This window comes from Planctomycetota bacterium (assembly GCA_016207825.1).
Lineage (GTDB): Bacteria > Planctomycetota > MHYJ01 > JACQXL01 > JACQZI01 > JACQZI01.
Genome location: JACQZI010000026.1, coordinates 1 through 25708, shown reverse-complemented (window position 1 = coordinate 25708; position 25708 = coordinate 1). Strand labels below are relative to the sequence as shown.

The window sequence follows — 25708 nt, the reverse complement described above, 5'->3', positions numbered from 1 at the left end:
CTTAGCACAGCAAATCATAAATAAGTATCCAAAAAGATCTATGCATGTCCTTACAAAGCAGCGCCCCGACGTTACGTCGGGACACAGATGCCCCGATATCCATCGGGACGCTACACTCTGATTTCGGGCACCTAATTATGATTTGCCGTACTTAGTGCCTTCGTGCCTTGGTGGCAACGAATTTCCTTGACCAGCAGAGAAATAGATAATATAAATTAATTCCATTATGAGTTTCCAAGAGGTTTTAGAATCCGTTAAAGAGAATGCTTTAAGGGAACTTGGCGCAGTGAAGGATTCCGCCGCGCTTGATTCCTTTAACACCAAATACCTGGGAAGGAAAGGTATCCTGCGCGACCTGACCGGCCGCATCCCGCAACTTTCTAACGAGGAAAAGGGGCAGGCCGGACGCCTGATTAACGAGTTTAAGAATCTCCTGACCCAAAAGATAGCGGAAACTGAACCAAGCTTAAAATCAGTTCCCCAGGCTTCCGGAGATTTGCCGGATTTTACCCTGCCCGGAGAGGATAAAAATATCGGACGGCAGCATCCGGTTTACCGCACGCTTGCCGATATCTGTGGGATTTTCTCCCGGATGGGATTTGAAATCGCTTACGGACCGGAAATAGAGGACGAATACCACAATTTCACGGCTTTGAATATTCCGCTTAACCATCCTTCACGGGATGCCTTTGACACTTTTTACCTTAATGTAAAAACCGATGACCCATCGGCCAAGCATGGGAAGTGGCTTTTAAGGAGCCACACCTCCCCTGTCCAGATAAGGGTGATGCAAAACAGGAAGCCGCCCATCAAGGTGCTTGTGCCTGGCAAGGTCTTCCGCCCGGATAAACCCAGCCCCAAGCATTTCCCGATGTTCCACCAGGTGGAAGGATTGATGGTCGGAGAAGGAATTGCCTTTACGCATCTTAAAGGGATTCTCGATGTATTCTGCAAAGAGGCTTTCGGGGCGGCAACCGAGATGCGCTTCCGTCCGTCGTTTTTCCCATTCACCGAGCCGAGCGCCGAGGTGGATATCACCTGTATTATATGTAGTGGCAAAAAAGTAAATGAGAAAAATGAACCCTGCCCTACCTGCCATGGCGAAGGCTGGATAGAAATACTGGGCTCCGGGATGGTCCATCCGAATGTCCTGGAAAATGTCGGCTATGATTCGGAAAAATACACCGGCTTTGCCTTCGGCATGGGAGTGGAAAGAATCGCCATGTTAAAGTATCATATCAACGATATCAGGCTTTTCACGGAGAACCACATCGGATTCCTGTCGCAGTTCTAGACCGCGCCGATCATATAGAAGCTGTCCACCGGTGTTTTATCTAATTCGCCCGAGGCGATTTTTTCGCAGCCGTCAAGCGTCTTTTCCAGAGGCACGTATTCGCCTTTTTTGCCGGTATACATTTCGCTGGTGAAAAACGGCTGGGTGAGGAAGTTAAGCAGTTTCCGGGCGCGCTCGTAAGTCAGGCGGTCTTCCTTGGAAATTTCTTCCAAGCCGATGACCGCGACGATACGTTTTAACTCTTCATATTTATTGAGAATCTTTAGGACATCCATGGCAATACGATAATGCCTCAAGCCCACGACTTCCGGGGAAAGCGAGAAACTGGAAGAAGCCAGGGGATCAACCGCCGGATAAAGGCCAGCCTGGACTTTTTCACGCGAGAGCACGATGATGGAATCAAGATAACCAAAGGTGCAGACCACGGCCTGGTCGGAAAGGTCGTCGCTGGGCACATAGACGGCTTCGATGGCGGTAATCGAACCCTGGGAAGTGGAACGGATACGTTCCTGGAAACTGCTCATCTCTGACAATAAAGTTGGCTGGTAGCCGGTTTCCGAAGGGGTGCGTCCCATCAGGGTGGAAAGTTCGCTCCCAGCCTGGACGAAACGGAAAATATTATCCACGAAGAAGAGGACATCTTTACCGCTTTCCAGAAAGTGTTCGGCAATAGTCACGCCGGTTTGAGATACTTCAAAACGGGCGCCGGGCGATTCGTTCATCTGCCCGAAAACCAGGATGACTTTATCCAGCATTTTACGGCTTTCGAATTCGTAATAAAGTTCGTTTCCTTCCCTGATGCGTTCGCCCACACCGGTAAATATGGCGATGGCTTCCTGTTTTTCCGTGATGTTATGGATGATTTCCAAAACGAGCTGGGTCTTGCCAAGGCCGGCGCCACCCAGAAGCCCGGATTTGCTGCCTTTAACCAGGGGGAACAAAAGGTCAATTACTTTCATGCCGGTTTCGATAAATTCGTTTTTAAGTCCTCGGTGGGTAACACGGACAGTCAGGTCTTTCTGTCGCCTGGCAGGGAGATACTCTTCCGTCTTAATCTCGCCGCGCTTATCAATCGGTTCACCCAGGACATTCATAAGGCGGCCGAATATGTTTTTGCCGACAGGGACTTTGATGGCCGCGCCGCTGGCTTTTACCGGGCTGTTACGTTGAAGGTCGTGGGTCTGCTTTAAGGCAATACATCGGGCGACATTTCCGGTAAGATGTTCTATGACTTCAAGCGGGACATTACGCTTGTCATAAGTTTCGGCGGCGAGCAATTCATAGATTTTCGGCAGGACGTCGTCTTCGCCGAATTTTACGTCAACCACCGGCCCCTGGACAGAAATTATTTTACCTTCATTCATAATATTTTATCTTTTTCAGTTATTTGTCTTTGCCCGGTTGACCGAAATCTTTCCGCCGAATATATCGCGCAAAGTCCGGTCTGTTATTTCACGCTTATTACGAAAATACTGGAAGGACAAAGCCTTTTTGATATCTTCAAGCTCTTTAATACTTCCTTCCAGATGGTTTGCCCGGGCGGCAAACTCGGAAAGCTTACTGTGCCAGAATATATCATAAAGACGGTGGACCAGCCACTTCCTTAAAAGATAATCCGCCGTCCGGTCGATAAACGGCTCATAAATAATCCTATTGTAAAAATCAGCAGCCATTTGTTTAGGTTCGGGCGAAGCAGTTTTATCTTTCTGCTCCTCTCCACTTGTTTTAGCGTCCGGAGATTCATTAACCGGCTCCGGTTTCTGGCGCGGCAATAATTGCAGGGTTTCTATCTCCTGATGGCCGAAAGAGAAAAACTTAGGGTAAGTAATAATCACACGGCCGATTTTATTCCTGATGCAGGTGGAAAAGATATATTGCCCGACCGTTTCCGCCTCGCTTAATTTTACCTCGTCGCTGATGGCCGGCAGAAAATCGTAATCCTTGCCTGAATCTAATAGGTAATCCCTGCCTTTTTCGCCCATGACAAAGAAAACAACTTTATCATTTCGCTTAATATTCCTCATGGCATCATCAATAATCGCCGAATTGACCCCGCCCAGAAATCCCATGTCTGAAGTAATGAGAATGGACATGACGTTTTCAACGGGGTTTACCAAGGCCGGGTGGTGTATCCGGGTGAAATTAATCATATCAAACATGCTTTCCATAAGATGCAAATAGCGTTCCGGAATAGTCAATGTTTTTTTCCTGCTAAACAAAGATTGGAACTGCGAAACGGCGGTTTTCTTTAAAATGTCAATCAACTCGCCCATTTCGCGGTTAAACAATATGTCTTTTTTCAGCTCTATAATGGAACGCATAATTATTTATTAGACCGCCTGCTCTTTTTTGGCTTTTAGGCGCTTCATTAATTCCATCAATGCCTTGTCCAGCTGTGTCGTAATTTCAGGGTTCAATTTCTTGTCTTTCTCAAGAGTCGCCACAAGATAAGGATAATTATCTTTAATCACCTGCAAGGCATTGGTTTTAAAAAGCTGTATGTCCTCAGGTGATAACAAATCCAACATGTGTATTTTGTAAGCATAAAACAGGATAATTTCCTCCACGACCGATAACGGCTTTGATTTATCCTGGGTTAAAAGCGTTGTCAATATCTGGCCCCGTTTTAGTTTGGCTTCCACTTCGGGCGAATAACGGGTCCGCAAACGCGTCATTTTAAGGAGATCGCGGTATTGCACATATTCCAGGCGCAACATCTTGCTGACGTCCCTTATTGCCGGGCACTGGGCCTTGCTGCCGATACGGGAAACCGATAGCCCCAAGTCTATAGCCGGCTTGAACCCTTCAAAGAAAAGCTGTGTGGAAAGGTAAACCTGCCCGTCGGTTATGGAAATAAGATTGGTCTGGATATATCCGGAAAAATCTCCCTGGAGGGTTTCAACAATGGGGAAAAAAGTCATCGAGCCTTCACCCATGGCTTTATTTAATTTACCGGCCCTTTCCAAAAGCGACGAATGCGTATAGAAAATATCTCCGGGATACGCCTCGCGCCCGGGAGAGCGGTCCATCAAAAGCGCCACCTGGCGCCATGCCCAGGCGTGGCGTGTTAAGTCGTCAAAGGTAACAAAAACGTGTTTACCATTGAACATGAAATATTCGCCCAGCGCCGCGGCCGTATACGGGGCGAGATATTGCGCATTGGCCGAATCAGCGCCGGTCGCCGCCACGACAATCGTATAATCCATGGCTTTGTGTTCCTGCAACAATTGTATAATCTTTAAAAGCGAGCTGTGGCTGCGGCCAATACAGCAATATATGCAAGTGACGTCTTTGCCTTTCTGGTTAAGAATCGTATCCAGTGAAATGGTGGTTTTACCGGACATGCGGTCACCGATAATTAATTCCCTTTGACCTCGGCCGATAGGCAAACAAGTATCTATTATTTTAATCCCTGTTTCCAATCCTTCTTCGATAGGCATCCTGTCAATGACACCGACTGCCTCGCGGAATAAGGGATAATAATCGGAAGATTCTATCGAGCCTCTGCGGTCTATGGGCTCGGCCAGGGCGTTTACCACGCGGCCGACAAAGTTTGTCCCGACCGGCACCCTGAAGGGCTCCACCTGGCTTGAGATTTCCTCACCTGAACGGACCGAAGTTCCATCGCCTAGAACCAGAACCATAACGTCCTTTTCATTAAAGCCAATAACAATACCCTTTGCGCCGCCGCTAAAACGGACTATCTGGCCGAAGATGCATGACGGAAACCCTTCAATACGGGCAATGCCCTGCCGGATATCTTTAACTATCCCGGTTTCCTTAATCTCTATAAGGCCATTATGCCTTAGCGCGTTTTGACTTGTTTCCATATTAATAAATTTATACCGGCCCTCAGCGGTCACTCCTAGATTGTGCCGTAACACCACCCTATTCTGGGACTCCCTGCCCCCATACTGCCGAAGGCCCCGATTATTTCCGCCTATGGCGGAAAACGCAGTGGAGCGGGGCCTTTTAATGAATCCACTGTTTGCCTGATTTTATTATAAAGCGTGCCGTCAATTACGACATCGCCGATTCTGATATAAAGCCCTGCCATATATTTTGGGTCAATCTCTTCCTTAAAATCCGTCTTGCGTTTTATCTTGGTCTCCAACTCCTGCTGAAGTTTTCTTTTCTGCTCGGCATCCAACGGATACGGAGAAGTAACATGTACCTCTTTGCCCAATAAATCCGGAGATAATTTTATGGAGGCGAGCTCCCCCAGTATTTTATTCAGGAAATAATCATGGAGAGATTTATTCAACTCCTGGGAAAGCGTCAGCCTGAAAGCATCCCCCATTTTATCCAGGGCGGAAATTTCCGTTTCCTTAAGCGCCTGCGCCTTGATTTCCTTGATTTCATCCCGTCCATCCGCGATGATTTCATTGCGCTCATCATTCGCCCGGCTGGTAATCCTTTCCTTCATTTCCATGGCTTCTTTCTGGGCGGTTTCCCTTATTTTTTCGGCGGTCTTTTCTGCATCGCTTACGCGCTGCTTATAAGTTTTTTCCGCTTCGTCCAGCTTGCGCTTCAATTCAAGCTCGCGCCTGAGGTTTTCTTCATTAAGCTTTTGCAGCCTCTGGACGGCTCTTTCGGCATGGCCTCCCATAATCCGCCTCATCACGAAAATCAAGCCGGCAAAGATAAACACGTTTAAAATGACCACGGCAACAATCATTTCTGTCGGCATTTTTTATTCCTCCATAGGAGGATCCGCCTTTGGCGGACTCCTGCTCAAAAAACTAACTTTTTCCCCTGCCCCATATTGAATAATACCAAAGCGTTACTTCGCCGGCGGCGACGGCAGGAACAAGTTAAAAGCAACAAGCAAAGCAATAATCGCGATTGCTTCGGCAAAGATAAAGGAAACAATCATGGCAAGCTGGATTTTCGGCGCGGCGGAAGGATTACGGCCTAAAGCCTGGATACTCGCATAACCAACCACACCGATGATAAAAGACGGCCCGATGGTAACGGAAAGCAATATTAAAACCGCCAAAATTGCCTGTTCAAAACTCATATTAAACCATTCTCCTTATCCCTTAATTATGCCGTCCCCGAACCGGCAAGAATCACCAATTCATTATTTTCATCGAATTTGGCTATTCCATCACTGATACTAAAAATACGGTCATCAATCCTGACCAAACCTTTTTTCAAGACGCTCATAACCGGCGCGTGGAAAGTTAATATCTCAAACTCGCCGTATTCGCCGGGCAGAAAGACCGATTCCGCCAACCCTTCGTAGAGGATTTCATCTGGTTTTGCCAGCACCACTTTAAGCATACTTTCCTTTGCGGATAGAATCCATCCGCTAAGAACACTTATTTTAATCGGTAAAACCTGTAATAATCCTTATATAATAATATCATTGCTGTAAATTAAGATCAAGCCTAAAATTTAACTTCCGTGTTTTTATCGCTTGCCCTTTGTCCCCACTTGTCCGACTCAGGACTATAGCAATATATATTGATTTAATCGGGTGAATTTACTATGCTATACCCTTATGAACGAGCAACAACAACAACGTATCAAAAACTTGGAGGCAGTAAAAGTATTGGGTTTTGACCCTTTTGGCGTAAAATTTCCGGCAACCACCGCTATCAAAACCATCAAGGATAATTACGAGGAATCCAAGACGGTTACGGCCGCAGGCAGAATTCTCGCCATCCGCAAGCACGGCAAAGCATCCTTCCTCGATATGAAAGACTGGACCGGCAAAATCCAGGTCTATATAAAGAAGGATAAAGTCGGCGACAAACTCTTCCAGCTTTATGAGACTTTCGACCTGGGCGATATCGTCGGCGTTAAAGGTGCGCTTGCCAAAAGCAAGACCGGTGAAATTACTATTTTCGCAGAAGATTTTACCATGCTTTCCAAATCATTACTGCCTCTGCCTGAGAAATGGCACGGGCTTACGGATGTGGATCTCCGGTACCGTCAGCGCTACTTGGACTTGATTGTGAACGATGAGGTCCTGGATGTCTTCCTCAAAAGGACTAAAATCATAAATTACATCCGCAATTTCATGGCTTCCAAAGGTTTTATGGAAGTGGAAACGCCGATGATGCATCCGATTCCGGGCGGCGCTACAGCACGGCCGTTCATCACCCATCACAATACACTTGACATGGATTTATATTTAAGAATCGCCCCGGAATTATACCTAAAAAGACTTTTGGTCGGCGGGATGGAAAAGGTCTACGAAATCAACCGCAATTTCCGCAACGAAGGGATTGACACCAAGCATAATCCCGAATTCACCATGATGGAGGTCTACCAGGCATACGGCGATTACAACGACATGATGGAATTAACCGAGCAGTTATTCGTCAACCTGTCAAAAGAAATCCATGGGGCATACAAAATTAAATACGGGGAGAAGGAGATTGACTTCACCCCTCCCTGGCAACGCCAAAGTTATATGGGACTTTTCCAAAAATACGCCGGATGCAATTGGGAAGATACGGAAAAAGTGCTTGCCAAGGCAAAGGAATTGAGAATAGACATAAAAGGCAAATCTGCCGATGCGATAGCGAATGACTTATTTGAAAAGGTGGTCGAACCGCACCTTGAGGGCCCGGTTTTCCTGACGCAATACCCGACTGCCATCTGCCCCCTGACCAAGGCAAAAGCAGGAACGCCAGAAATATGCGAGCGGTTTGAGATGTTCATTTGCGGGATGGAAATGGCGAACGCCTTTACCGAGTTGAACGACCCCTTAGACCAGAGAAAAAGATTTGAAGAACAACTGGCGCGCAAGGCAGACGGCTCGGTAAAACTGGATGAAGATTTCATCACGGCGATGGAACACGGCATGCCCCCTGCCGGGGGTTTGGGAATCGGGATTGACCGGCTGGTAATGGTCCTGACCAATGCGCCGTCTATCAGGGATGTGATACTGTTCCCTACGTTACGGGATAAGTAATCAAAAAGTATCTAACCTTATGTATAAACTATTCTTAGCCTGGCGTTACCTGCTTTCACGCAAGATTATTTTCTTCTCCATCGCCGGCATAGCCGTGGGCGTGATGGTTTTAATCATCGTTACCTCTGTAATGGGAGGGTTCGTACGGGACGTCCGCCAGAAAATCCGGGGTATTTCATCAGACATGTCCGTTTCGGTATCGGATGAATTCAAGACTTTTTCCAGATTTTTCGGTGATTACAAAGTAGATTCCCAACAGCTTCTTGCGGAAATACGCGCCATATCTTACGTAGCTTACGCCTCACCTAGGCTGGAATGGGGGGCAATGCTTTCAACCAAAGATAACCGCGGCGCTCCGGTAATGGTAATCGGCATAGAACCGGCAACCGAAGATAAAGTCAGCAACTTATCCAAATATCTGGTTTATCAACCAACGACTGATTTCCGCCTTGAAGGCAAAGACCCGAATCCGCCAGGCGCAATCGTCGGACGCTATGTCGGCGCGTTCGAACTGGGCACGGGACAACCTGAAACACAGTTCATAAACTGGGAAAAAGGACAAACCATTGCCCTAACCACAGTATTAAGCCGTGACGGCATGTTACAAACCCAACAAGGAGAATTTACCATCGTCGATGAATTTAATAGCGGACTTTTTGATCAGGACAGCGTCGCGCTCTACCTGCCGTTACACCAAGCACAGTCATTCCTTAAAACACCGGATATAACTAAAATCACTATCCGCCTGACCGATTATAAATACGCTGAAGTAGTTATCCGCCGAATTAACGAAATCCTCGGTAACAGCAAAAGGGAACGTTACTTTCAGGTAAGAACATGGGAAGAAGAAAAAGAAACGTTTCTCACCGCGGTAACTGTGGAAAAAAGAATCAACGCCATCATACTTTTCTGCGTGGTAATCGTCGCCTGCTTTAACATACTGGCAATGCTTACGATGAGGGTGGTGGAAAAAACCAAGGATATCGGAATCCTTTCTTCCTTAGGCAGCACTCGCTACGGCATCATGCAGTTGTTTTTATGCCAGGGATTGATTATCTCGTTCCTGGGATGCCTCTTTGGAGTCGTCAGCGGATATCTTTTTACAATCAATCTAAACAAGATACAATTTCTTCTGAAGAGCTGGTTTGGGCTTGAGGTTTTTCCCACTAATATTTACAGAATAGATAAAATTCCATGGGAAATTGATGTTCCTACAATCATAATAATTACCATCGCAACTGTAAGCGTTAGTATTATTTTCAGTATTTACCCGGCAATCAAAGCAGCCAGGATGGAGCCGGTTGAAGCATTGCGTTATGAGTGATATCATTATACAGGCAAAAAATACAGGGAAAGAATTCCCCAGCGGTGACAGCAAACTGGCTGTCCTCAAGGAAATTTCTTTCCAGATAAGGAAGGGAGAAATTTTCTCCATTGTCGGGCCTTCGGGTGCGGGTAAAAGCACTTTGTTACATCTTATGGGGTTATTGGATAAACCGACGGCGGGAAAAATATTGTTCAAGGAGCAGGATACGGCGCTTTTTTCGGCCTCACAAGCAGCCTTCTTGCGCAATACCACTTTCGGCTTTGTCTTCCAGTTTTACCATCTTATCCCGGAATTAACGGTCGTGGAAAACGCCGTCCTTCCGTTTATGATTAAGCATTCTTACTTTTCTTGGTTTATCAATAAATCAGGTTTATACAAACGCGCGTATGACTTATTGGAAAAACTGGGATTGGGCGCACGTTTAAACCATCGGGCAAACCAGCTTTCCGGAGGAGAGAGCCAGAGAGTAGCCATTGCCCGGGCACTTATCACCGAACCGGAAATAATATTCTGCGATGAACCGACCGGGAACCTTGACCAGACAACCAGCCAGGAAATCCAGGCGCTTATATGGGAAATGAATAAAAACTCCGGACAAACTTTTGTCATAGTCACACATGATGAAAATATTGCCAAAAAGGCGCATCGTATGATAAGATTGGTGGATGGAAAAATAGTTCCGGTCGAAAACCCTATAAAACAATGCGATTAAAAGGAAAGTTTTATGCCCTTCATAAAAGTGGTCGGGGGTGAAGCAAAAGGAAAAACATTCGAACTTAACACGGACAACAAATTTCTTATCGGGCGGGAGCCCAACTGCAACCTGTCGGTTAATGATTCTAAAGTTTCCAGGCGCCACGCCGAAATTTATTACCTGGACGGCAGTTATTTCTTAAAAGACCTCAAAAGCGGCAACGGCACGCTTCTGAACGGCGATCGGATAACCGAATGTTCATTAAAACATAATGACTATTTTAAAATCGGCGACCTAAAAATAGTGTTCGAAGAAAAAGCCCGCCTCCAAGCAGGAACCGAGGCCGATACCAGCCAAGCTGAAATTACGGAAGAAAACGGGGAAGAAAATTATATGGGCAGCTCTACCGTTGAAATACAATTGGATAAAGATAAAACCAAATCAGGCGAGCTGGCCTTAAAAGGCGGAAAAGAATTAAGCGCCCCGAAATTAGCCACCCTTTATGAAATCTCCAAGATAATGTCAACGGAAAAAGATCTTAATAACTTGATGAAACGGATATTAACTATATTAGTTGAAGCGACTAAGGCAGACCAGGGTTATATACTGTTCTGGAATAACATAGACGACAAAATTTCCGCCCGGATGATGCATCCCAAAGAAGTCAAGCAAATGAAAATCAGCCGGACGATTGTTAAACGCGTGGCGCAATACATCCGCCCGCTTCTCACCTCGGATGCCATGCTGGATGCCCGCTTAGCACCCAGCCACAGCGTTATGATGTCCAATATCAAATCCGTCATCTGCGTTCCGATGCTTTCCACCCCTAAAGGCGAGGTGGTCCTTTACCTGGAAAGCGATAAGCTGGAATGGAATTTTTCCGAATCTGATTTGGAGCTTGTTACTATGGCCGGACTTCAAACAGGCATCGTCTTTTCATCCCTTTCCGCCACGGAAAAAGCCCATAAAACATTGATGACCACGGTAAAAATATTGGTTACTGCCAGCGAAATCGGCAACCCAAAATCACAGGGACATGCCGAACGCGTCGCAAACTACTCCAGCGCCATCGCCTTAGAACTCGCCTTGCCTAAAACAGAAGTCCGCTATTTGCATCTGGCCGGCTTGCTCCACGACGTCGGTAAAATCGCTTTAAATAAACCCGGGGAACCGGGTGATACCGGCGCTTTGATGGACAAAGGAGCTCACGTCCTGGCTGCTGAAAAACTGCTGAAGCAGCTTTCCGATGTGGAAGAGATTCTCCCGGCTATCAAACACCATCACGAACGGTTTGACGGCACGGGCGTCCCGGATAATCTTAAAGGGGAAAAAATTCCCATCGGTGCCAGAATCATCGCCGTCGCCAATGTCTTTGATAATCTGATTTCTTACGGCGGCGCCAAAAAACAGGGCATCCCGGTGAAAGAAGCCCTTACCGAGATTCAAAGCCAGGGCGGAACTGAATTCGACCCGAAAGTGGTCGCCGCTTTTAACTCGGCTTATGAAAAGGGGTCGCTCTTTAACCCGCCACGCATCTAACGGCAAATATTTCTATCCCAATCAATCGAACTTGATGATGAATGCTTAGGCAGGATTTATCTTCATTACCGGAGCAGAGGTGTCCGCATTGGCGCCGATTGTGATGTTAACCTCGCTGACCACTCCATCGACGGGAGAATCTATCTCGTTCTGCATTTTCATGGCTTCCAGAATAAACAATATGTCGCCACGCTTGACACTGTCGCCGACCTTTACCCGGATATCAACTATCTTGCCGGGCATCGGAACGTTAACATCTTGGCCTGCGCCCGGAGTTATCCTGACGGTTTTCTCTTCAACTTTCTTTACTTCCGGTTTCGGTTCCGTAATTTTCGGCTTAGCTGCCGGAATCTCCGCCTGCCCCTTGGCGCCTTGAACAGCCTGAGCCGCTACGGACGAATCCAAATTAACTTCGTACCTTTTTCCCCCGAAATCAACATAAACTGAATTCTCCCCGCCGCGCGAAACCGTTACGTCAAATCTTTTATTGCCCAGATTAATAATGTAATCCCTGGGTTCTTTTCCTTGTTTCATCTTAACATCCGACGCCTCTTTTATCTTCTCTTCTCCCGTCGCGGAAGGAGGCATAAACTCGCTTGCCGGAGTCGGACCGATTCCCTGGAGCCGCTTCTTGAAGAAGTCAATCGCCACCTGCGGGAAAAGCGCGTAAGAAAGGGCATCTTCTTCGGTCCCGTTATAAGCCTTGACCGCCTGGCGCGCGGCATCCAGTTCAGGCGCCAAACCGTCCGCGGCGCGGCCTTTAATCGGCTCGGCATCGCCTATTGCCTTCATCTTAATCTCTTCATTAACCGGTCCGGGCGGCTGGCCGTAAAGTCCCCTGAAATAGTCCTTGATTTCTTTCGGGATAATTTTATAGCGCACCCCGGTTAAAACATTAACCACCGCCTGCGTCCCGACAATCTGGCTGGTCGGCGTGACAAGCGGAGGATATCCTAAATCTTTCCTTACCTCGGCGGTTTCTTTCAACACCTCGTCGTATCGGTTGGTTGCATTCTGCTGCTTCAGTTGCGAAATCAGGTTGGAAAGCATCCCGCCCGGTATCTGATGCAGCATTATTTTCGGGTCAACACGTTCGGCAATCGGGTCGAGAATATGCTTATAGCCCTGTTTAATCTTCTGGAAATATTCGGTCACTTCGAGAATTTTTTCCATATCCAACCCGGTATCATACGGCGTATCCTTGAGCGCGCCGACGATGGTTTCAGTCGGCGGCTGGGAAGTGCCCCATGCAAAAGGAGAAACCGTCGTATCCAGAATATCCACCCCGGCTTCGCAGGCGGTGAGATACGCTATCGGCGCCATACCGCTTGAACAATGCGAATGCAGGTGCACCGGCAGTTTCACTTCCTTTTTCAAATGATTCACCAAATCAAATGCCGCGGCCGGAGAAATAAGGCCGGCCATATCTTTGATGCAAATTATATCAACGCCTTGGTCTTTCAATTCCATGGCGAACTTGATGAATTTCTCTATGGTGTGCACCGGGCTGATGGTGTAGGAAATCGCGCCTTCGACAATTCCGCCGACCCGCTTGGCGGCCTTGATGGCGGCGGTCATGTTGCGTATGTCATTGACCGCGTCGAAGATGCGGAAGATATCTATCCCGTTTTCCTTGGCCTTCTCGACAAACCGATTGACGATATCATCCGGATAATGGCGGTAGCCGACCAGATTCTGCCCGCGTAAAAGCATCTGAAGCTTGGTATTCTTAACAACCTTTTTTATCTGGCGCAGACGCTCCCATGGGTCTTCGTTCAGGAACCGCAGGCAGACATCAAAGGTAGCCCCGCCCCACATCTCCAGGGAAAAATAGCCGACCTGGTCGAGCTTTTCCAGTATCGGAAGCATCTCGCCTGTGGACATTCGGGTGGCGATTAATGATTGGTGGCCGTCCCGTAATACCGTTTCCGTAATTTTTACTTTCATATCATACTATTCTGTCATTCCTGCGTAAGCAGGAATCCAGACTAATCTATCTTTCTAGACTCCCGCTTTCGCGGGAGTGACACTTACGGAAAACATATCCAAATTCAAATGTCATTAACTGTTAGTATTTACCTGCTCTGCAACCTGTTAGCAGTAAAAGTCGCCTGCCTCCAGGAAGTCATCTTATCGTTTCGCCTCGAATCGAGGTCCGAAGCCCATTTCCAGCTAGGCGCGCTATATTCAAATCCGCGCTTCTTATCACGCTGCTCCATAACGTCAATCACCCAATCTTCTTCTATCGGGATTTCCAGGTACCTCGTAACCGCCGCTATAACAACCGCAATGTCTTTCTGCGTTTCCATTTTTATATTTGATATTTAATCTTTACTATTATAATGGGATGCTCCCGTGCTTTTTGGGCGGACGGGATTCCCTTTTATTCATCAGGCTTTCCAGGGCGGCAATCAGCTTAGGCCGGGTTTCCTGCGGCTCGATGACCTCGTCGATATAACCGCGCTCGGCGGCGATATAAGGATTCTCAAACTTCTCCGCGTATTCCTCGACCAGCTTTTCCCGGGTGGCTTCTTTATCCTTGGCTTCGGAAATCTCTTTCCGGAAAATAATATTGACCGCGCCTGATGGCCCCATCACGGCTATCTCCGCCGTCGGCCAGGCAAAATTCATATCCGCCCGGACGTGCTTGCTGCACATGACGTCGTAAGCGCCGCCGTAAGCCTTCCTGGTAATCACGGTAAGTTTAGGGACTGTCGCCTCGCAATAGGCATAAAGGAGTTTCGCGCCGTTACGGATAATGCCGCCGTATTCCTGCGCCGTCCCCGGCAAAAAGCCCGGCACATCCACAAAGGTAACTAAAGGAATATTAAAGGCGTCGCAGAAGCGGACGAACCGACCGGCTTTAATCGAGGCGTTTATATCAAGGCATCCGGCAAGAAAGTTCGGCTGGTTGGCGACTACTCCAACCGAATGTCCGTTCAGTCTTCCGAATCCTATGATGATGTTCTTCGCCCAATCTTCCTGCACCTCCAGGAAATCGCCGTCATCAAACACCGCCTTAATCACCTTTTCCATATTGTAAGGCTTATCAGAATCATCCGGAATAATATTCACCAGTTCCTTATCCATCCGGTTGGGCTTATCTTCCGGTTTGGCATAAGGCGGGTCTTCCATATTATTGGACGGGATATAAGATAAGAGCTTGCGGATGAAGGCAAGGGCTTTTTCCTCGCTCTCCGCGGAAAAATGCGCCACTCCGGAGCGGGTCATATGGACGTCTGCGCCGCCCAGGTTTTCAAAACTTACTTCTTCCTTGGTCACGGACTTAATCACTTCCGGCCCGGTAATGAACATGTGGGAAGTCCCTTTGGTCATGACGATGAAGTCCGTCAAGGCAGGCGAATAAACCGCGCCGCCCGCGCATGGTCCCATGATGGCGGAAATCTGCGGGATAACGCCGGATGCGATGGTATTCCTGAAGAAGATTTCCCCGTAACCGCCCAGCGAGACCACGCCTTCCTGTATGCGCGCGCCACCGGAATCATTGATGCCGATGACCGGCGCGCCGACCTTCATCGCCAGGGTCATGACCTTGCATATCTTATTGGCAAAGGCTTCGCCCAGCGCTCCGCCGAATACTGTGAAATCCTGAGAGAAGACATAAACCAATCTGCCGTCTATCGTCCCGTAACCGGTGACTACTCCGTCGCCCGGATATTTCTTGTCTTCCAGTCCGAAGTGGGTGCACTGGTGAACCACAAACATATCGAGTTCGTGGAAGCTGCCTTTATCGAGGAGGTGTTCAATCCGTTCGCGGGCGATTAGCTTGCCCTGCTCATGTTGTTTCTTGATGCGGTCCTTGCCTCCGCCCAGAAGGGCTTCGGCGCGCTTGTCTTTGAATATCTTGATTTTATCTTTCATAAAGCTCCCTGTATTTAATTATGTGAGGAAACATTATATCCACATAAAACATAAAAGGTCAAATAAAATTGATGAGTTGCTGCAAACTGAAACTGTTCGCGAATAGCTACATCACCATTCCGCCGTCGACGACGAGGGTCTGTCCGGTGATATAGCTTGAGGCGTCGCTGACCAGAAACACGACCGCGTCTGCCACGTCTTTGGGAGTTCCCAAGCGCGCCAAGGGAATTCGCTCCATCATCTTTGACTTGACGTCTTCATTCAGAACCTCGGTCATGGCGGTCTGGATAAAGCCCGGGGCAACGGCATTGACATTGATATTCCGCGGGGCGAATTCGCGCGCGGCGGATTTGGTAAAGGCAATCACTCCGCCCTTTGAGGCGGCATAATTCGCCTGCCCGACATTGCCCGCAATCCCGATTACCGAGGCAATGTTGACAATCCGTCCGCTCCTCTGCTTCATCATGTATCTGGAAACTGACTTGGTGCAGTTGAAAATGCCTTTTAGGTTTATGGATAAAACCTTGTCCCATTCGTCTTCCTTCATCCGCATAATCAGGTTGTCGCGGGTGATGCCGGCGTTGTTGATAAGGATATCAATACTCCCGAATTTGGCCATGGCCTCATCAGCCAATTTTTCCATATCAGTGGAACTGGTGACATCGGCCTTGGCAGTCATAGCCTTGATGCCTTTTGATTCTATTTCTTTAGCGGTTTCGGAAAGCGTCTTTTCATCCACATCCACGAGGACGATATTGGCGCCCTGTGCGGCTAAGGCAAGGGCAATTTCGCGCCCGATTCCGCGCCCGCCTCCGGTAACGATGGCAACCTTATTTTTAAGCATAGTTATTTTATCTCCTTGTCTTCTGCTAAACCTTCTTCCTCTTTTTCGCCTTCTGCCACGAGCTTGCACTCAAACGGTTTTGCCTCGACTCGGCAGGCATCGAAGTAAAGATGGTCGTCTTTCATCTTTATCTTTACCTGGTTAAAGTCCTTGAACTCGCCTTTGAGGAGCTGTTCGGACAATGGGTCTTCAACAAACCGCTCGATGGTGCGCTTCAAAGGACGCGCTCCGAAATCAGGGTTGTAGCCTTTATCGATGATAAAATCGCGCGCCGAATCTTCCATAAGGACTTCCAGCCCCCGGTCTTTCATCCGCTTTTTGACGCCCTTCATTTCTATTTCTATCACGCTCTTCAAATCCTCCTTGGTCAGGTTGCGGAAGACGATTACATCATCCAAACGGTTAATGAATTCCGGCCGGAAATGGTGATTAACTTCTTTCAGCAAAACCTCTTTCATGGATTCGTAAGAAGAATCCGCCGTGACCTTTTTAAACCCCAAAGATGCCTGGTTCTTGATGACATCCGCCCCGATATTGGAGGTCATAATCACAATCGCGTTCTTGAAATCAACATGCCTTCCGAAGCTGTCGGTCAGGCGCCCTTCTTCCATTATCTGGAGGAGCATGTTAAAGACATCCGAATGGGCTTTTTCTATTTCATCCAAAAGCACCACGGAATACGGGCGGTGCCTGATTTTCTCGGTCAATTGCCCCCCCTCTTCATAACCGACGTATCCGGGAGGCGCGCCGACCAGGCGGGAGACATTGTGCTTTTCCATGTATTCGGACATATCTATTTGTATCAGGGCGTCTTCATCACCGAACATCACCCTTGAAACCGCGCGCGCCAATAACGTCTTTCCGCAGCCGGTCGGGCCGACGAAGATAAACGTCCCGATGGGGCGCTTGGGGTCTTTTAATCCGGCGCGCGAACGCCGTATCGCTTTAGAAATGGCATGAATCGCTTCTTCCTGGGAGACGACTATCTTATGCAATTCGTCTTCCATCTTAAGGAGTTTTTCCGTCTCGGTCTTTTCCATTCTGGAAAGCGGGATGCCGGTCATGCGCGAAACGGTTTCGGCGATGACGTTTTCATCCACCACGCCTTCGGCTTCCTGATGCTGCGCCTGCCATTCCTTAAGGACGCTCTCCTTCTTGCCGCGCAGGCGGGAAAGCTTGTCGCGTATCTGGGCGGCCTTTTCAAAGTCCTGCGCCCGCACCGCCGCTTCTTTATCTTTTTCCACCTTTAATAATTCCGCTTCCATTTCCTTGAGGTCCGGCGGCTTGACAAGCGACTGCAACCGTATCCTGGCTCCGGATTCATCCATGACGTCAATCGCCTTATCCGGCAGATACCGGCCGCTGATATATCTCACGGAAAGCTCGACGCACGATGCCAGGGCGCCTTCCGTATATTTTACCTTATGATGCGCCTCGTATTTATCGCTCAACCCTTTAAGGATTTCCAGGGCTTCGTCCTTAGAGGGCGGGTCGACCATAATCGTCTGGAACCGCCTTTCCAAAGCGCCGTCCTTCTCGATATATTTGCGGTACTCATCAAGAGTCGTCGCGCCGATACACTGGATTTCCCCTCGTGAAAGCGCCGGCTTTAAAACGTTGGAGGCGTCTATCGCGCCTTCCGCGCCGCCTGCCCCGACCAGCGTATGCAACTCGTCGATAAAAAGAATGATGTGCTTGTTTTTCCTGACTTCGTTCATGACGGCCTTGATACGTTCCTCGAACTGGCCGCGGTATTTGGTTCCGGCAACCATGAGAGCCAGGTCCAGAATAACAATCCGTTTATCCTTAAGGATTTCCGGCACGCGCAGTGCAATAATATCCTGCGCCAGGCCTTCAACGATGGCGGTCTTGCCGACTCCCGCTTCGCCCAAAAGAGCCGGGTTATTCTTTGTCCTACGGCAGAGAACCTGGACAACGCGCTCGATTTCGCGGCGCCTTCCGATGACCGGGTCAAGCTCGTTCTGGCGGGCAAGTTCGGTCAGGTCGCGCCCGAAGGCATCCAGCGCCGGGGTCTTTGACTTTCCGGAAGAACGTGGCATGGTCTTTGATCCGGTACCAGCAGTTTCAGGCTCTTCAGGTGCTTCCTCTGCGGAATCCATCGGAGGCATACCCGCGCCCAGAATATCCAGTATCTCAGCGCGGATATCTTCCAGCTTTACGCCCATGCTTATTAAAGTCCTGGCAGCCAGCCCTTCCTGTTCTTTGAGCAACCCAAGCAACAAGTGCTCGGTCCCGATATAATCATGGCCAAGATTAGCCGCTTCTTCATGGGAAAATTCCAATGCCCGTTTGGCGCGCGGAGTAAAAGGCAATGAGCCGGCAGTGGCCGGTTTCGGTTCGGTTGGAATTTTCTTTTCTATTTCCTGGGCAATTTTCTTTAAATCTATCTCCATGCTTAAAAGTGCGCGCGCGGCAACCCCGCTTCCTTCACGGACCAAAGCAAGCAGTATATGTTCCGTGCCGATTGAATCGTGCCCTAGCTTCTGCGCTTCGTTGCGCGCCAGGCTCATTACCTTGCGCGCACGGTCGGTGAATTTATCAAACATGTTTATTGCTCCTTCTTGTTTGGTTTTGCCTTATACATAACATCTTGAAAACAAAGGAGTTATGCATGTATAAAAACATCTATCCGATAACCAGATTTAAACGGCAGTTATCATAACAAATAAATCCAAAAAGTCAAGAGAAAAATATTGCAATGCAACGCCCGATTATGTAAAGTATGTCCTGTATGAAAATTATTGCCGTAACAAACCAAAAAGGCGGCGTGGGAAAAACAACCACTGCGATTAACCTTTCATATTGCCTGAGCCTGGCGGAAAAACCGTGCCTATTAGTTGATATGGATCCGCAGGCAAACGCCACCAGCGGAATCGGCTCCAAAACGGAACACACTATCGGCGTTTATTCCGTCATAACCGGGGCTAACCAAATCAATAAAGCAATCACCAGCTCGCCTTACAGCGGGCTTGATATCCTGGTTTCCAGCCCGCTTTTAAACGACCTCGAACAACAGGGTCTCTTGCGTCAGATCGGCCCTTTGAGGCTTAAAAATACCCTAAAAGAAGTCGGCAAAATTTATGAGTATATTATTATAGATTGCCCCCCGTCTTTCGGGACATTCTCGCTCAACGCCCTGATTGCCGCGCAGGAAGTTTTGATACCTATCCAATGCGAATATTTCGCGATGGAGGGCTTGACACAGATGATTTCCATTATTGAAGATATTCGCAATAAATATAACCCAGAGTTAAAGGTTAACGGAATTGTCCTTACCATGTTCGAGCCTGAGATTGAATTTTCCAAAGAGGTTGCCGGAGAGGTTATCAAACACTTTCCGGACCTTACGTTTAAAACAAAGATTAGACGTGATGTTTCTTTAGCTGAATCAGCCAGCTTTGGGAAACCCGGGGTAGTTTATAACCCTGTTTCATGTGGAACATTCGGCTATGTCGAACTATCCAGGGAGATTTTAAGCCGTAATTAAGCTAGTATACAGGAGATTGGACTAATGGCAAAGAAACTAGGCAGGGGATTAGGGGATATCATATCTAACCAGCCCAAGATATCAGCTAAACCTGAGATGATACCATTCCTAAATAACACCAGTATAGCACCTCTACCTAGGCCAATTAGCATAAAACTTGAGGCTAAACCAGAGTTAAAAGACACCCACTCACCTGAAAAGGTATTACCGACTAAGGTTACTAGTGGGGTAGATACACTAAACATAGCTGATATTATCCCTAATAGATTCCAACCCAGAAAGGAATTTGACCCCCAGGCATTAAACGAACTCGCAGAGTCCATTAAGGCAAGCGGTGTTATACAACCTTTGTTGGTCAGAGCCGCGGGTAGTAAATATGAACTGATAGCTGGGGAAAGGCGTTGGAGGGCATGCCAGATTTTAAAACTGGAGAAAGCTCCTGCCATAATAAAACAGGCCGATGACCGGACCATGCTTGAATGGGCAATTATTGAAAACACCCAGAGGAAGGATTTGAACCCGATTGAAAAAGGAAGGGCGTATAAAGATTTCGCGGATGTCTTTAAACTAACCCATGAAGAGGTTGGTAAACGGATTGGCTTGGATCGCTCAACCGTAACTAACTTTATTCGGCTCTTGGAACTGCCCAAGGAAATCCAGGATGAGGTTTCACGTGGAACTATTACGATGGGGCATGCCAGGGCGCTACTCGGAGTCAGCGATAAACAGACCCAGATAAAACTCGCCCAAAGGATCAAAAAGGAAGGAATGTCCGTCCGGAAACTTGAATATAATATCAGTTATCTTAACCGCAAACAAACTCAATCCGCACAGCCACCATCGCAGAATTTATACCTGAAAGAGCTGGAGGAAAGATTGCGGAGAAAATTCGGAACCAAGATAACCATAACAGCTTATAAATCAAAGGGTTATATAGGGATACACTTTTTTACCAATGATGATTTCCAGCGTATTTTGGAACTGCTTGAATCTAAATAACACTTTAATTAATAAGGACTTGTATTAATATGATTGGACTGGGTTTTGATATCCACCGCTTGGTCAAAGGACGCCCTTTGCTGTTGGGTGGATTAAAGATTAAACATACTCACGGGCTTCTCGGCCATTCAGACGGCGATGCCCTTCTACATGCTATATGCGACGGAATTTTAGGAGCGGCGGGAATGGGCGATATCGGAGACCTCTTTCCGGATACCGACCCGAGATTCAAGGGAATCGACAGCAAGATTTTCATCCGGGAGATCCTGGCGATGCTTTCCAAACGGAAGCTGAAAGTCAATTCCGTTGACACCATCATATTCGCCGAAGCGCCGAAGCTCGGGCCCATTAAGCGGAAAATAAGTGAATCCGTCGCCCGGATATTAAAACTCAGCAATGGCAAAGTAAATATTAAGGCAAAGACCATGGAAAGACTTGGTCCGATCGGCGGGAAAAAGGCCATCGCCTCGCTTGCCTTGGTAACGATTATCCCTACCGGCAGGTCGGGTAAAAAATCCAATAAAACTTGAACTTCCGCAACTATATCGTTATTATAGTGTTACTTATATTATGGTAGAAGAACTAAAAGATTCGTTTATAGGCAGGGACCTGGGCACTTGCGAACTCATGAGAAAGATCGGGGAAGGAGGCATGGGCGCGGTTTATCTTGCCCACCACAAGCGGCTGGATAAAAACGTAGCGGTTAAAATACTGCCCGTTTCCTTCTCCAAGGAAGAAGACCGGGTCAAGCGCTTCGTACGCGAGGCGCGTTCCACAGCCAAACTTGACCACCCGAATATCATCCAGATTTTCGATATCCAATTGGCCAAACCGGGCGGCTTTTATTTCATCATCATGCAATATATAGATGGCGACAATTTGGATATGCGGATAAAAAAACAGGGAAAGCTTCCTATTCCAGAAGCAATCCGGATCATCAAGTCAGCCGCAAGCGCCCTTGGCGCTGCGCATTCGATGGGCATCATCCACCGCGATATCAAAGCCGAAAATATCATGCTTTCAAAGAACGGTGAAATAAAGCTCATGGATTTCGGACTGGCAAGAATCGGGGATTCCTCCAGCAGTATTTCCTCTGCCGGCGACATCATGGGAACGCCGCATTACATGGCGCCTGAGCAGGCAAAAGGCGAACCGATTGACCACCGGGCTGATATTTATGCACTCGGAATAACCTTTTACTATGCCCTTACCGGCAAACGTCCGTTTGACGGCGCCACTCCGGTAACCGTAATCATGAAACACCTGAACGAAGAACCTCCTGACCCCACTCTTTTCGCACCGGATATTCCAAAAAACCTGGTAAAAATACTCCTTAAGATGATGGCTAAGGATCCGAAATCACGTTACCAATCAGCACAAGACCTGCTAAATGATTTGGATAATTTCATCATAGAAACTCCGTCTGCGATGAGTTCTACCGCCAAGACGGTTACTTATACGCCACTGCCGACCACCAAAACCTCTGCGCCTAAACTAAAAAAGGGATTGAAGATTGCCGGCATAATTATTTTGGTGTTATTGGCGCTTATGTTTATATCCAAAATAGGCCGAAAACGCGACCAAAAACCAGACCAGAAACCGCCTGATACGGCTCAAAAAGAACCGGAAAAGAAACCGTCTTTCCCCGTTAAAAAACCTTTCAACGATATGCTCAAAGAAGCAAGGGATTTCCTCGACCAAAACCCGACTAAATACAAGGAAAGCATGGATAACTTCGAGGGAATTCTTTTGGCATATCCGGACGACCCGCTGGCTCCGAAAATAAAAGACGAAATCAGCCGCCTTAAAAAAGAGTATGAAAAGCATAGAAAACAAAAGCAGCTGGAAGCGGCTTTGCTCACCCGTTGTAACGGCTTTTGTGAAGCATTCAAGAACGGCAATGACCGGGCAATGCTTTCCTATTTCAACAGCGATAAACTAACCAGATTAGCGCTTAAAAAGCTGGAAGGATTCCTTAAACGGGTTGTCGATTATTTCAAATCACACCAGATTGAAATAGAAAAATACACCTTGAGCAAAGATGAACTTAAATTGGATTTAAACGCCCCTACGCCCATCGCGGAAATAAACGTTATCTATCACTTCAAAAAAGATAATAAACGGGACACTAAACTCCAAACCCTGCAGTGGGTTTTCCAATCAAATGAGTGGTACTTGATGCCCGGCCAGCAACACGATTTGCCTTTTGCTTCCGCTGAACCACCTGAAAAATAATTGCTATCACACTGCTTTAATGCTATATTAACCACATGATTTCCGATAAGCTTGTGTTTTTGCTCATTATGGACGGCTGGGGCGTGAATTCCAAAACAGAGGGCGCCCCCGACGCGGTCGGGGGACTCCCTATCGTCCCGCGGAGCGTAGCGGAGCGGGGCAACGCCATCCGTCTGGCCAACTGTAAAAGCATTTCACTCCTTGAGAAAACCTACCCCCATACCGAGCTTTCGGCCTCCGGATTCGATGTCGGTTTGCCGAGGGGTTTGATGGGAAACTCCGAGGTCGGGCACCTGAACCTGGGCGCGGGAAGAATTGTCTGGCAGGAAATTACACGCATAGATAAAGCTATAGAAGAAGGCACTTTTTTCACCAATCCGGAGTTGGTTGCCGCCATGAATCATGCTAAAAAGAATAATACTAACCTGCACCTTATGGGTTTAGTCTCTGATGGAGGAGTCCACAGCTCGGACCGCCATTACTTCGCCCTTCTGGAAATGGCGAAAGAGATGGGACTAAAGTCCAATCAGGTTTTCTTCCACGCCGCAATGGACGGACGCGACACGCCCCCGACCAGCGGTGTCGGTTATATTGAAAAGATTATTGCTAAGATGCGGGAACTTGATATCGGACGGATTGCCACCATATCAGGCAGGTATTATTTGATGGACCGCGACAAACGCTGGGAACGGGTCCAACTGGCTTATGACGCATTAACCAATGGCGATGGAGTTGTCGAAGACGACCCGATTACTGCCATGAAAAACGCCTACGCGCGCGGGGAAAACGACGAATTTATCAAGCCCATTGTTCTAAAGAATACGAGCCGAATCAGGGATAATGATTCCGTTATCTTCTTCAATTTCCGCGCAGACCGGGCAAGGGAAATTACCAGAACGCTTACAGAGCCAGGGTTCGCCCCATTCGATGATTCTAAATTATCGGGCGTCCCCGAACCCCGCCCCAGCGGGGGGAGCGGGATAGGATTTAAGCGCAAGGTGTTCCCAAAGGTTTTCTACACGACCATGACCCAGTATGAAGAAGATTTTACTCTGCCTACCTGCCCGACTGCGTCGTTCAGGCGGGTTGCCTTTAAGCCGGTGCGCCTCAAAAACATATTGGGGGAGCTATTGGTTCAGAATAACCTGAAACAACTGCGCATAGCCGAGACGGAAAAATACGCCCACGTCACTTACTTCTTTAACGGGGGAGAAGAAACCCCGTTTAAGGGAGAAGACCGGATGCTCGTGCCTTCACCCAAGGTCGCGACCTATGATTTACAGCCGGAAATGTCCGCACCGGAAGTGACGAGAAAGGTATTGGAAGCAATTAGCTCTAGGAAATATAATGCTATTGTCCTTAACTTTGCCAACTGTGATATGGTTGGGCATACGGGAATTCTGGAGGCAGCGATAAAGGCGGCGCAAACCGTGGATGAATGCGTCGGAAAGATTGTGGACGCGGTAAAAAAGGTCGGTGGAATAACATTAATAACCGCAGACCACGGCAATGCCGAGGAGATGATTGATATTGAGCACGGTGGGGGAGCACATACCTATCACACGACAAATCCGGTTCCGTTCACACTGGTAAGCGACGGGCATAAAGGCCGAAGGCTCCGCTCCGGGGGCAAACTCTGCGACGTCGCCCCGACTATTCTTGAACTCCTAAACATCCCCAAGCCAAAAGAAATGGATGGCCAAAGCCTGCTAATATAAAAAAGAAGAGGGCGGATTTTACCCCGCCCCCTAACTTGTAACCTGTAACCTTTAACTTTTAACTTCCGTTAGACCTGAGAAACCTTAACCGACAGGAACAACTGCTCATTCTCTTTAATGAAATCAAGGTGGCTCGCACCGCCCGGAGTGAAGGATTCAAGCCCTAATGCAGGGTCAATGAACCCCTGAATAAGAGAATTATCCAGAGTATTCATCGCCGTGATTACCGGCATGGAAAGCGAGGCGTGCATAATCGCCATTCCGCTTTGTATCAACCGTGAATTCACCAGCGACCTCAGTGAGTTTCTCTGCTCCACCTTTGTAATATTGAAAGGCTCGCTTGGGACGATTATCCTATCCGCCTGCCGGAGCAATCCCCTGCCTTTGGGGTCGCCGGTCAACCAATAAACGGCAATCCTTATCGGTCCACTTTCCAGGGATTTCAATCCGGTAAAGGCAAGTGTGCTTCCGCTTATCTTTTCCGCAAACGTATCTTCAGCGGCTTTTACGCTGTCCTTAAAGCGCTTTGCCGGGACGCCGTCAACGGTCTCAAACTGGTGGGCCCAGTTCCGTTTATACTTCTTCCAGGCGTTCTTGGATTTATAAGCCTGCGTGATGTTAATGCTGTTCAAATCCTTGCCTGAACGGCTGATAAAGGCAGGATTGAGCACACTGCGGAACGCCTGTTCCGAAGGCTCGGCTATCTTGGATAGATAGGTAACCTCATCAGGAATACTGTC

The 25708-nt window shown here is 48.0% G+C and carries 22 protein-coding genes; 10 read left to right on the top strand and 12 right to left on the bottom strand.

The window, feature by feature from the left end; all coding sequences use genetic code 11:
- The first annotated feature begins 226 nt into the window (after positions 1-226).
- Entirely contained in the window at positions 227-1294 is a 1068-nt protein-coding gene (pheS, locus tag HY811_09615; protein ID MBI4835058.1) for a phenylalanine--tRNA ligase subunit alpha, read from the top strand.
- Here the strand turns inward: pheS and HY811_09610 are convergent.
- From HY811_09610 to HY811_09585, 6 genes are all read right to left on the bottom strand, one after another.
- Entirely contained in the window at positions 1291-2658 is a 1368-nt protein-coding gene (locus tag HY811_09610) for a F0F1 ATP synthase subunit beta (GenBank protein MBI4835057.1), read from the bottom strand. The genes pheS and HY811_09610 overlap by 4 nt on opposite strands.
- Positions 2659-2673: 15 nt before the next feature.
- On the bottom strand, positions 2674-3615 hold the full coding sequence (locus tag HY811_09605; GenBank protein MBI4835056.1) for a F0F1 ATP synthase subunit gamma: 942 nt from the start codon (positions 3613-3615) through the stop codon (positions 2674-2676).
- Between the two features lie 9 nt (positions 3616-3624).
- Positions 3625-5124, bottom strand: a complete 1500-nt coding sequence (locus tag HY811_09600; protein MBI4835055.1) for a F0F1 ATP synthase subunit alpha — start codon at positions 5122-5124, stop codon at positions 3625-3627.
- Positions 5125-5234: 110 nt separating this feature from the next.
- Complete coding sequence (locus tag HY811_09595; GenBank protein MBI4835054.1) at positions 5235-5984, bottom strand: F0F1 ATP synthase subunit delta; 750 nt, start codon at positions 5982-5984, stop codon at positions 5235-5237.
- 93 nt (positions 5985-6077) lie between these two features.
- Entirely contained in the window at positions 6078-6314 is a 237-nt protein-coding gene (locus HY811_09590) for a hypothetical protein (protein MBI4835053.1), read from the bottom strand.
- Positions 6315-6340: 26 nt separating this feature from the next.
- Complete coding sequence (locus HY811_09585; protein ID MBI4835052.1) at positions 6341-6580, bottom strand: hypothetical protein; 240 nt, start codon at positions 6578-6580, stop codon at positions 6341-6343.
- A gap of 220 nt (positions 6581-6800) precedes the next feature.
- Between HY811_09585 and lysS the strand changes: the two genes are divergently transcribed.
- From lysS to HY811_09565, 4 genes are read left to right on the top strand one after another with little or no spacing between them, the layout of a single operon-like run.
- Positions 6801-8222, top strand: a complete 1422-nt coding sequence (lysS, locus tag HY811_09580) for a lysine--tRNA ligase (GenBank protein MBI4835051.1) — start codon at positions 6801-6803, stop codon at positions 8220-8222.
- 19 nt (positions 8223-8241) lie between these two features.
- Complete coding sequence (locus HY811_09575; protein ID MBI4835050.1) at positions 8242-9546, top strand: ABC transporter permease; 1305 nt, start codon at positions 8242-8244, stop codon at positions 9544-9546.
- Positions 9539-10261: an ABC transporter ATP-binding protein gene (locus HY811_09570; protein MBI4835049.1), complete on the top strand. Its 723-nt coding sequence runs from the start codon at positions 9539-9541 to the stop codon at positions 10259-10261. The genes HY811_09575 and HY811_09570 overlap by 8 nt, the downstream gene beginning before the upstream one ends.
- A gap of 12 nt (positions 10262-10273) precedes the next feature.
- Positions 10274-11782, top strand: a complete 1509-nt coding sequence (locus HY811_09565) for an FHA domain-containing protein (protein MBI4835048.1) — start codon at positions 10274-10276, stop codon at positions 11780-11782.
- 45 nt (positions 11783-11827) lie between these two features.
- Here the strand turns inward: HY811_09565 and oadA are convergent, their stop codons facing one another.
- The 5 genes from oadA to HY811_09540 all read right to left on the bottom strand — a co-directional run bounded on the left by oadA (position 11828) and on the right by HY811_09540 (position 19075).
- Positions 11828-13729 (bottom strand): sodium-extruding oxaloacetate decarboxylase subunit alpha, encoded by a 1902-nt coding sequence (gene oadA, locus HY811_09560; GenBank protein ID MBI4835047.1) that lies wholly within the window; start codon positions 13727-13729, stop codon positions 11828-11830.
- A gap of 128 nt (positions 13730-13857) precedes the next feature.
- On the bottom strand, positions 13858-14091 hold the full coding sequence (locus HY811_09555; protein MBI4835046.1) for a hypothetical protein: 234 nt from the start codon (positions 14089-14091) through the stop codon (positions 13858-13860).
- A 28-nt stretch (positions 14092-14119) separates the two neighbouring features.
- Positions 14120-15664 carry a methylmalonyl-CoA carboxyltransferase gene (locus HY811_09550; GenBank protein ID MBI4835045.1) on the bottom strand — a complete coding sequence of 515 codons (1545 nt, stop codon included), beginning with the start codon at positions 15662-15664 and terminating at the stop codon, positions 14120-14122.
- Between the two features lie 106 nt (positions 15665-15770).
- Entirely contained in the window at positions 15771-16508 is a 738-nt protein-coding gene (gene fabG / locus HY811_09545) for a 3-oxoacyl-[acyl-carrier-protein] reductase (protein ID MBI4835044.1), read from the bottom strand.
- Positions 16509-16510: 2 nt separating this feature from the next.
- Complete coding sequence (locus HY811_09540; GenBank protein ID MBI4835043.1) at positions 16511-19075, bottom strand: ATP-dependent Clp protease ATP-binding subunit; 2565 nt, start codon at positions 19073-19075, stop codon at positions 16511-16513.
- 185 nt (positions 19076-19260) lie between these two features.
- Between HY811_09540 and HY811_09535 the strand changes: the two genes are divergently transcribed.
- From HY811_09535 to HY811_09515, 5 genes are read left to right on the top strand one after another with little or no spacing between them, the layout of a single operon-like run.
- Entirely contained in the window at positions 19261-20016 is a 756-nt protein-coding gene (locus HY811_09535; protein MBI4835042.1) for a ParA family protein, read from the top strand.
- 24 nt (positions 20017-20040) lie between these two features.
- Positions 20041-21015 carry a ParB/RepB/Spo0J family partition protein gene (locus tag HY811_09530; GenBank protein MBI4835041.1) on the top strand — a complete coding sequence of 325 codons (975 nt, stop codon included), beginning with the start codon at positions 20041-20043 and terminating at the stop codon, positions 21013-21015.
- Between the two features lie 29 nt (positions 21016-21044).
- On the top strand, positions 21045-21545 hold the full coding sequence (locus tag HY811_09525; GenBank protein ID MBI4835040.1) for a 2-C-methyl-D-erythritol 2,4-cyclodiphosphate synthase: 501 nt from the start codon (positions 21045-21047) through the stop codon (positions 21543-21545).
- A gap of 40 nt (positions 21546-21585) precedes the next feature.
- Positions 21586-23250, top strand: a complete 1665-nt coding sequence (locus HY811_09520; protein MBI4835039.1) for a serine/threonine protein kinase — start codon at positions 21586-21588, stop codon at positions 23248-23250.
- Positions 23251-23288: 38 nt separating this feature from the next.
- Positions 23289-24968: a 2,3-bisphosphoglycerate-independent phosphoglycerate mutase gene (locus HY811_09515; GenBank protein ID MBI4835038.1), complete on the top strand. Its 1680-nt coding sequence runs from the start codon at positions 23289-23291 to the stop codon at positions 24966-24968.
- A 68-nt stretch (positions 24969-25036) separates the two neighbouring features.
- Here HY811_09515 and HY811_09510 read toward each other — a convergent pair.
- On the bottom strand, positions 25037-25708 hold a 672-nt coding region (locus HY811_09510; protein ID MBI4835037.1), incomplete at its 5' end, for a hypothetical protein.

What these genes read in the sequence shown, in the direction of transcription:
- pheS (MBI4835058.1), top strand. Translation starts at nt 227, where the DNA reads ATGAGTTTCCAAGAGGTTTTAGAATCCGTTAAAGAGAATGCTTTAAGG.
- HY811_09610 (MBI4835057.1), bottom strand. Translation starts at nt 2,658, where the DNA reads ATGAATGAAGGTAAAATAATTTCTGTCCAGGGGCCGGTGGTTGACGTA.
- HY811_09605 (MBI4835056.1), bottom strand. Translation starts at nt 3,615, where the DNA reads ATGCGTTCCATTATAGAGCTGAAAAAAGACATATTGTTTAACCGCGAA.
- HY811_09600 (MBI4835055.1), bottom strand. Translation starts at nt 5,124, where the DNA reads ATGGAAACAAGTCAAAACGCGCTAAGGCATAATGGCCTTATAGAGATT.
- HY811_09595 (MBI4835054.1), bottom strand. Translation starts at nt 5,984, where the DNA reads ATGCCGACAGAAATGATTGTTGCCGTGGTCATTTTAAACGTGTTTATC.
- HY811_09590 (MBI4835053.1), bottom strand. Translation starts at nt 6,314, where the DNA reads ATGAGTTTTGAACAGGCAATTTTGGCGGTTTTAATATTGCTTTCCGTT.
- HY811_09585 (MBI4835052.1), bottom strand. Translation starts at nt 6,580, where the DNA reads ATGCTTAAAGTGGTGCTGGCAAAACCAGATGAAATCCTCTACGAAGGG.
- lysS (MBI4835051.1), top strand. Translation starts at nt 6,801, where the DNA reads ATGAACGAGCAACAACAACAACGTATCAAAAACTTGGAGGCAGTAAAA.
- HY811_09575 (MBI4835050.1), top strand. Translation starts at nt 8,242, where the DNA reads ATGTATAAACTATTCTTAGCCTGGCGTTACCTGCTTTCACGCAAGATT.
- HY811_09570 (MBI4835049.1), top strand. Translation starts at nt 9,539, where the DNA reads ATGAGTGATATCATTATACAGGCAAAAAATACAGGGAAAGAATTCCCC.
- HY811_09565 (MBI4835048.1), top strand. Translation starts at nt 10,274, where the DNA reads ATGCCCTTCATAAAAGTGGTCGGGGGTGAAGCAAAAGGAAAAACATTC.
- oadA (MBI4835047.1), bottom strand. Translation starts at nt 13,729, where the DNA reads ATGAAAGTAAAAATTACGGAAACGGTATTACGGGACGGCCACCAATCA.
- HY811_09555 (MBI4835046.1), bottom strand. Translation starts at nt 14,091, where the DNA reads ATGGAAACGCAGAAAGACATTGCGGTTGTTATAGCGGCGGTTACGAGG.
- HY811_09550 (MBI4835045.1), bottom strand. Translation starts at nt 15,664, where the DNA reads ATGAAAGATAAAATCAAGATATTCAAAGACAAGCGCGCCGAAGCCCTT.
- fabG (MBI4835044.1), bottom strand. Translation starts at nt 16,508, where the DNA reads ATGCTTAAAAATAAGGTTGCCATCGTTACCGGAGGCGGGCGCGGAATC.
- HY811_09540 (MBI4835043.1), bottom strand. Translation starts at nt 19,075, where the DNA reads ATGTTTGATAAATTCACCGACCGTGCGCGCAAGGTAATGAGCCTGGCG.
- HY811_09535 (MBI4835042.1), top strand. Translation starts at nt 19,261, where the DNA reads ATGAAAATTATTGCCGTAACAAACCAAAAAGGCGGCGTGGGAAAAACA.
- HY811_09530 (MBI4835041.1), top strand. Translation starts at nt 20,041, where the DNA reads ATGGCAAAGAAACTAGGCAGGGGATTAGGGGATATCATATCTAACCAG.
- HY811_09525 (MBI4835040.1), top strand. Translation starts at nt 21,045, where the DNA reads ATGATTGGACTGGGTTTTGATATCCACCGCTTGGTCAAAGGACGCCCT.
- HY811_09520 (MBI4835039.1), top strand. Translation starts at nt 21,586, where the DNA reads ATGGTAGAAGAACTAAAAGATTCGTTTATAGGCAGGGACCTGGGCACT.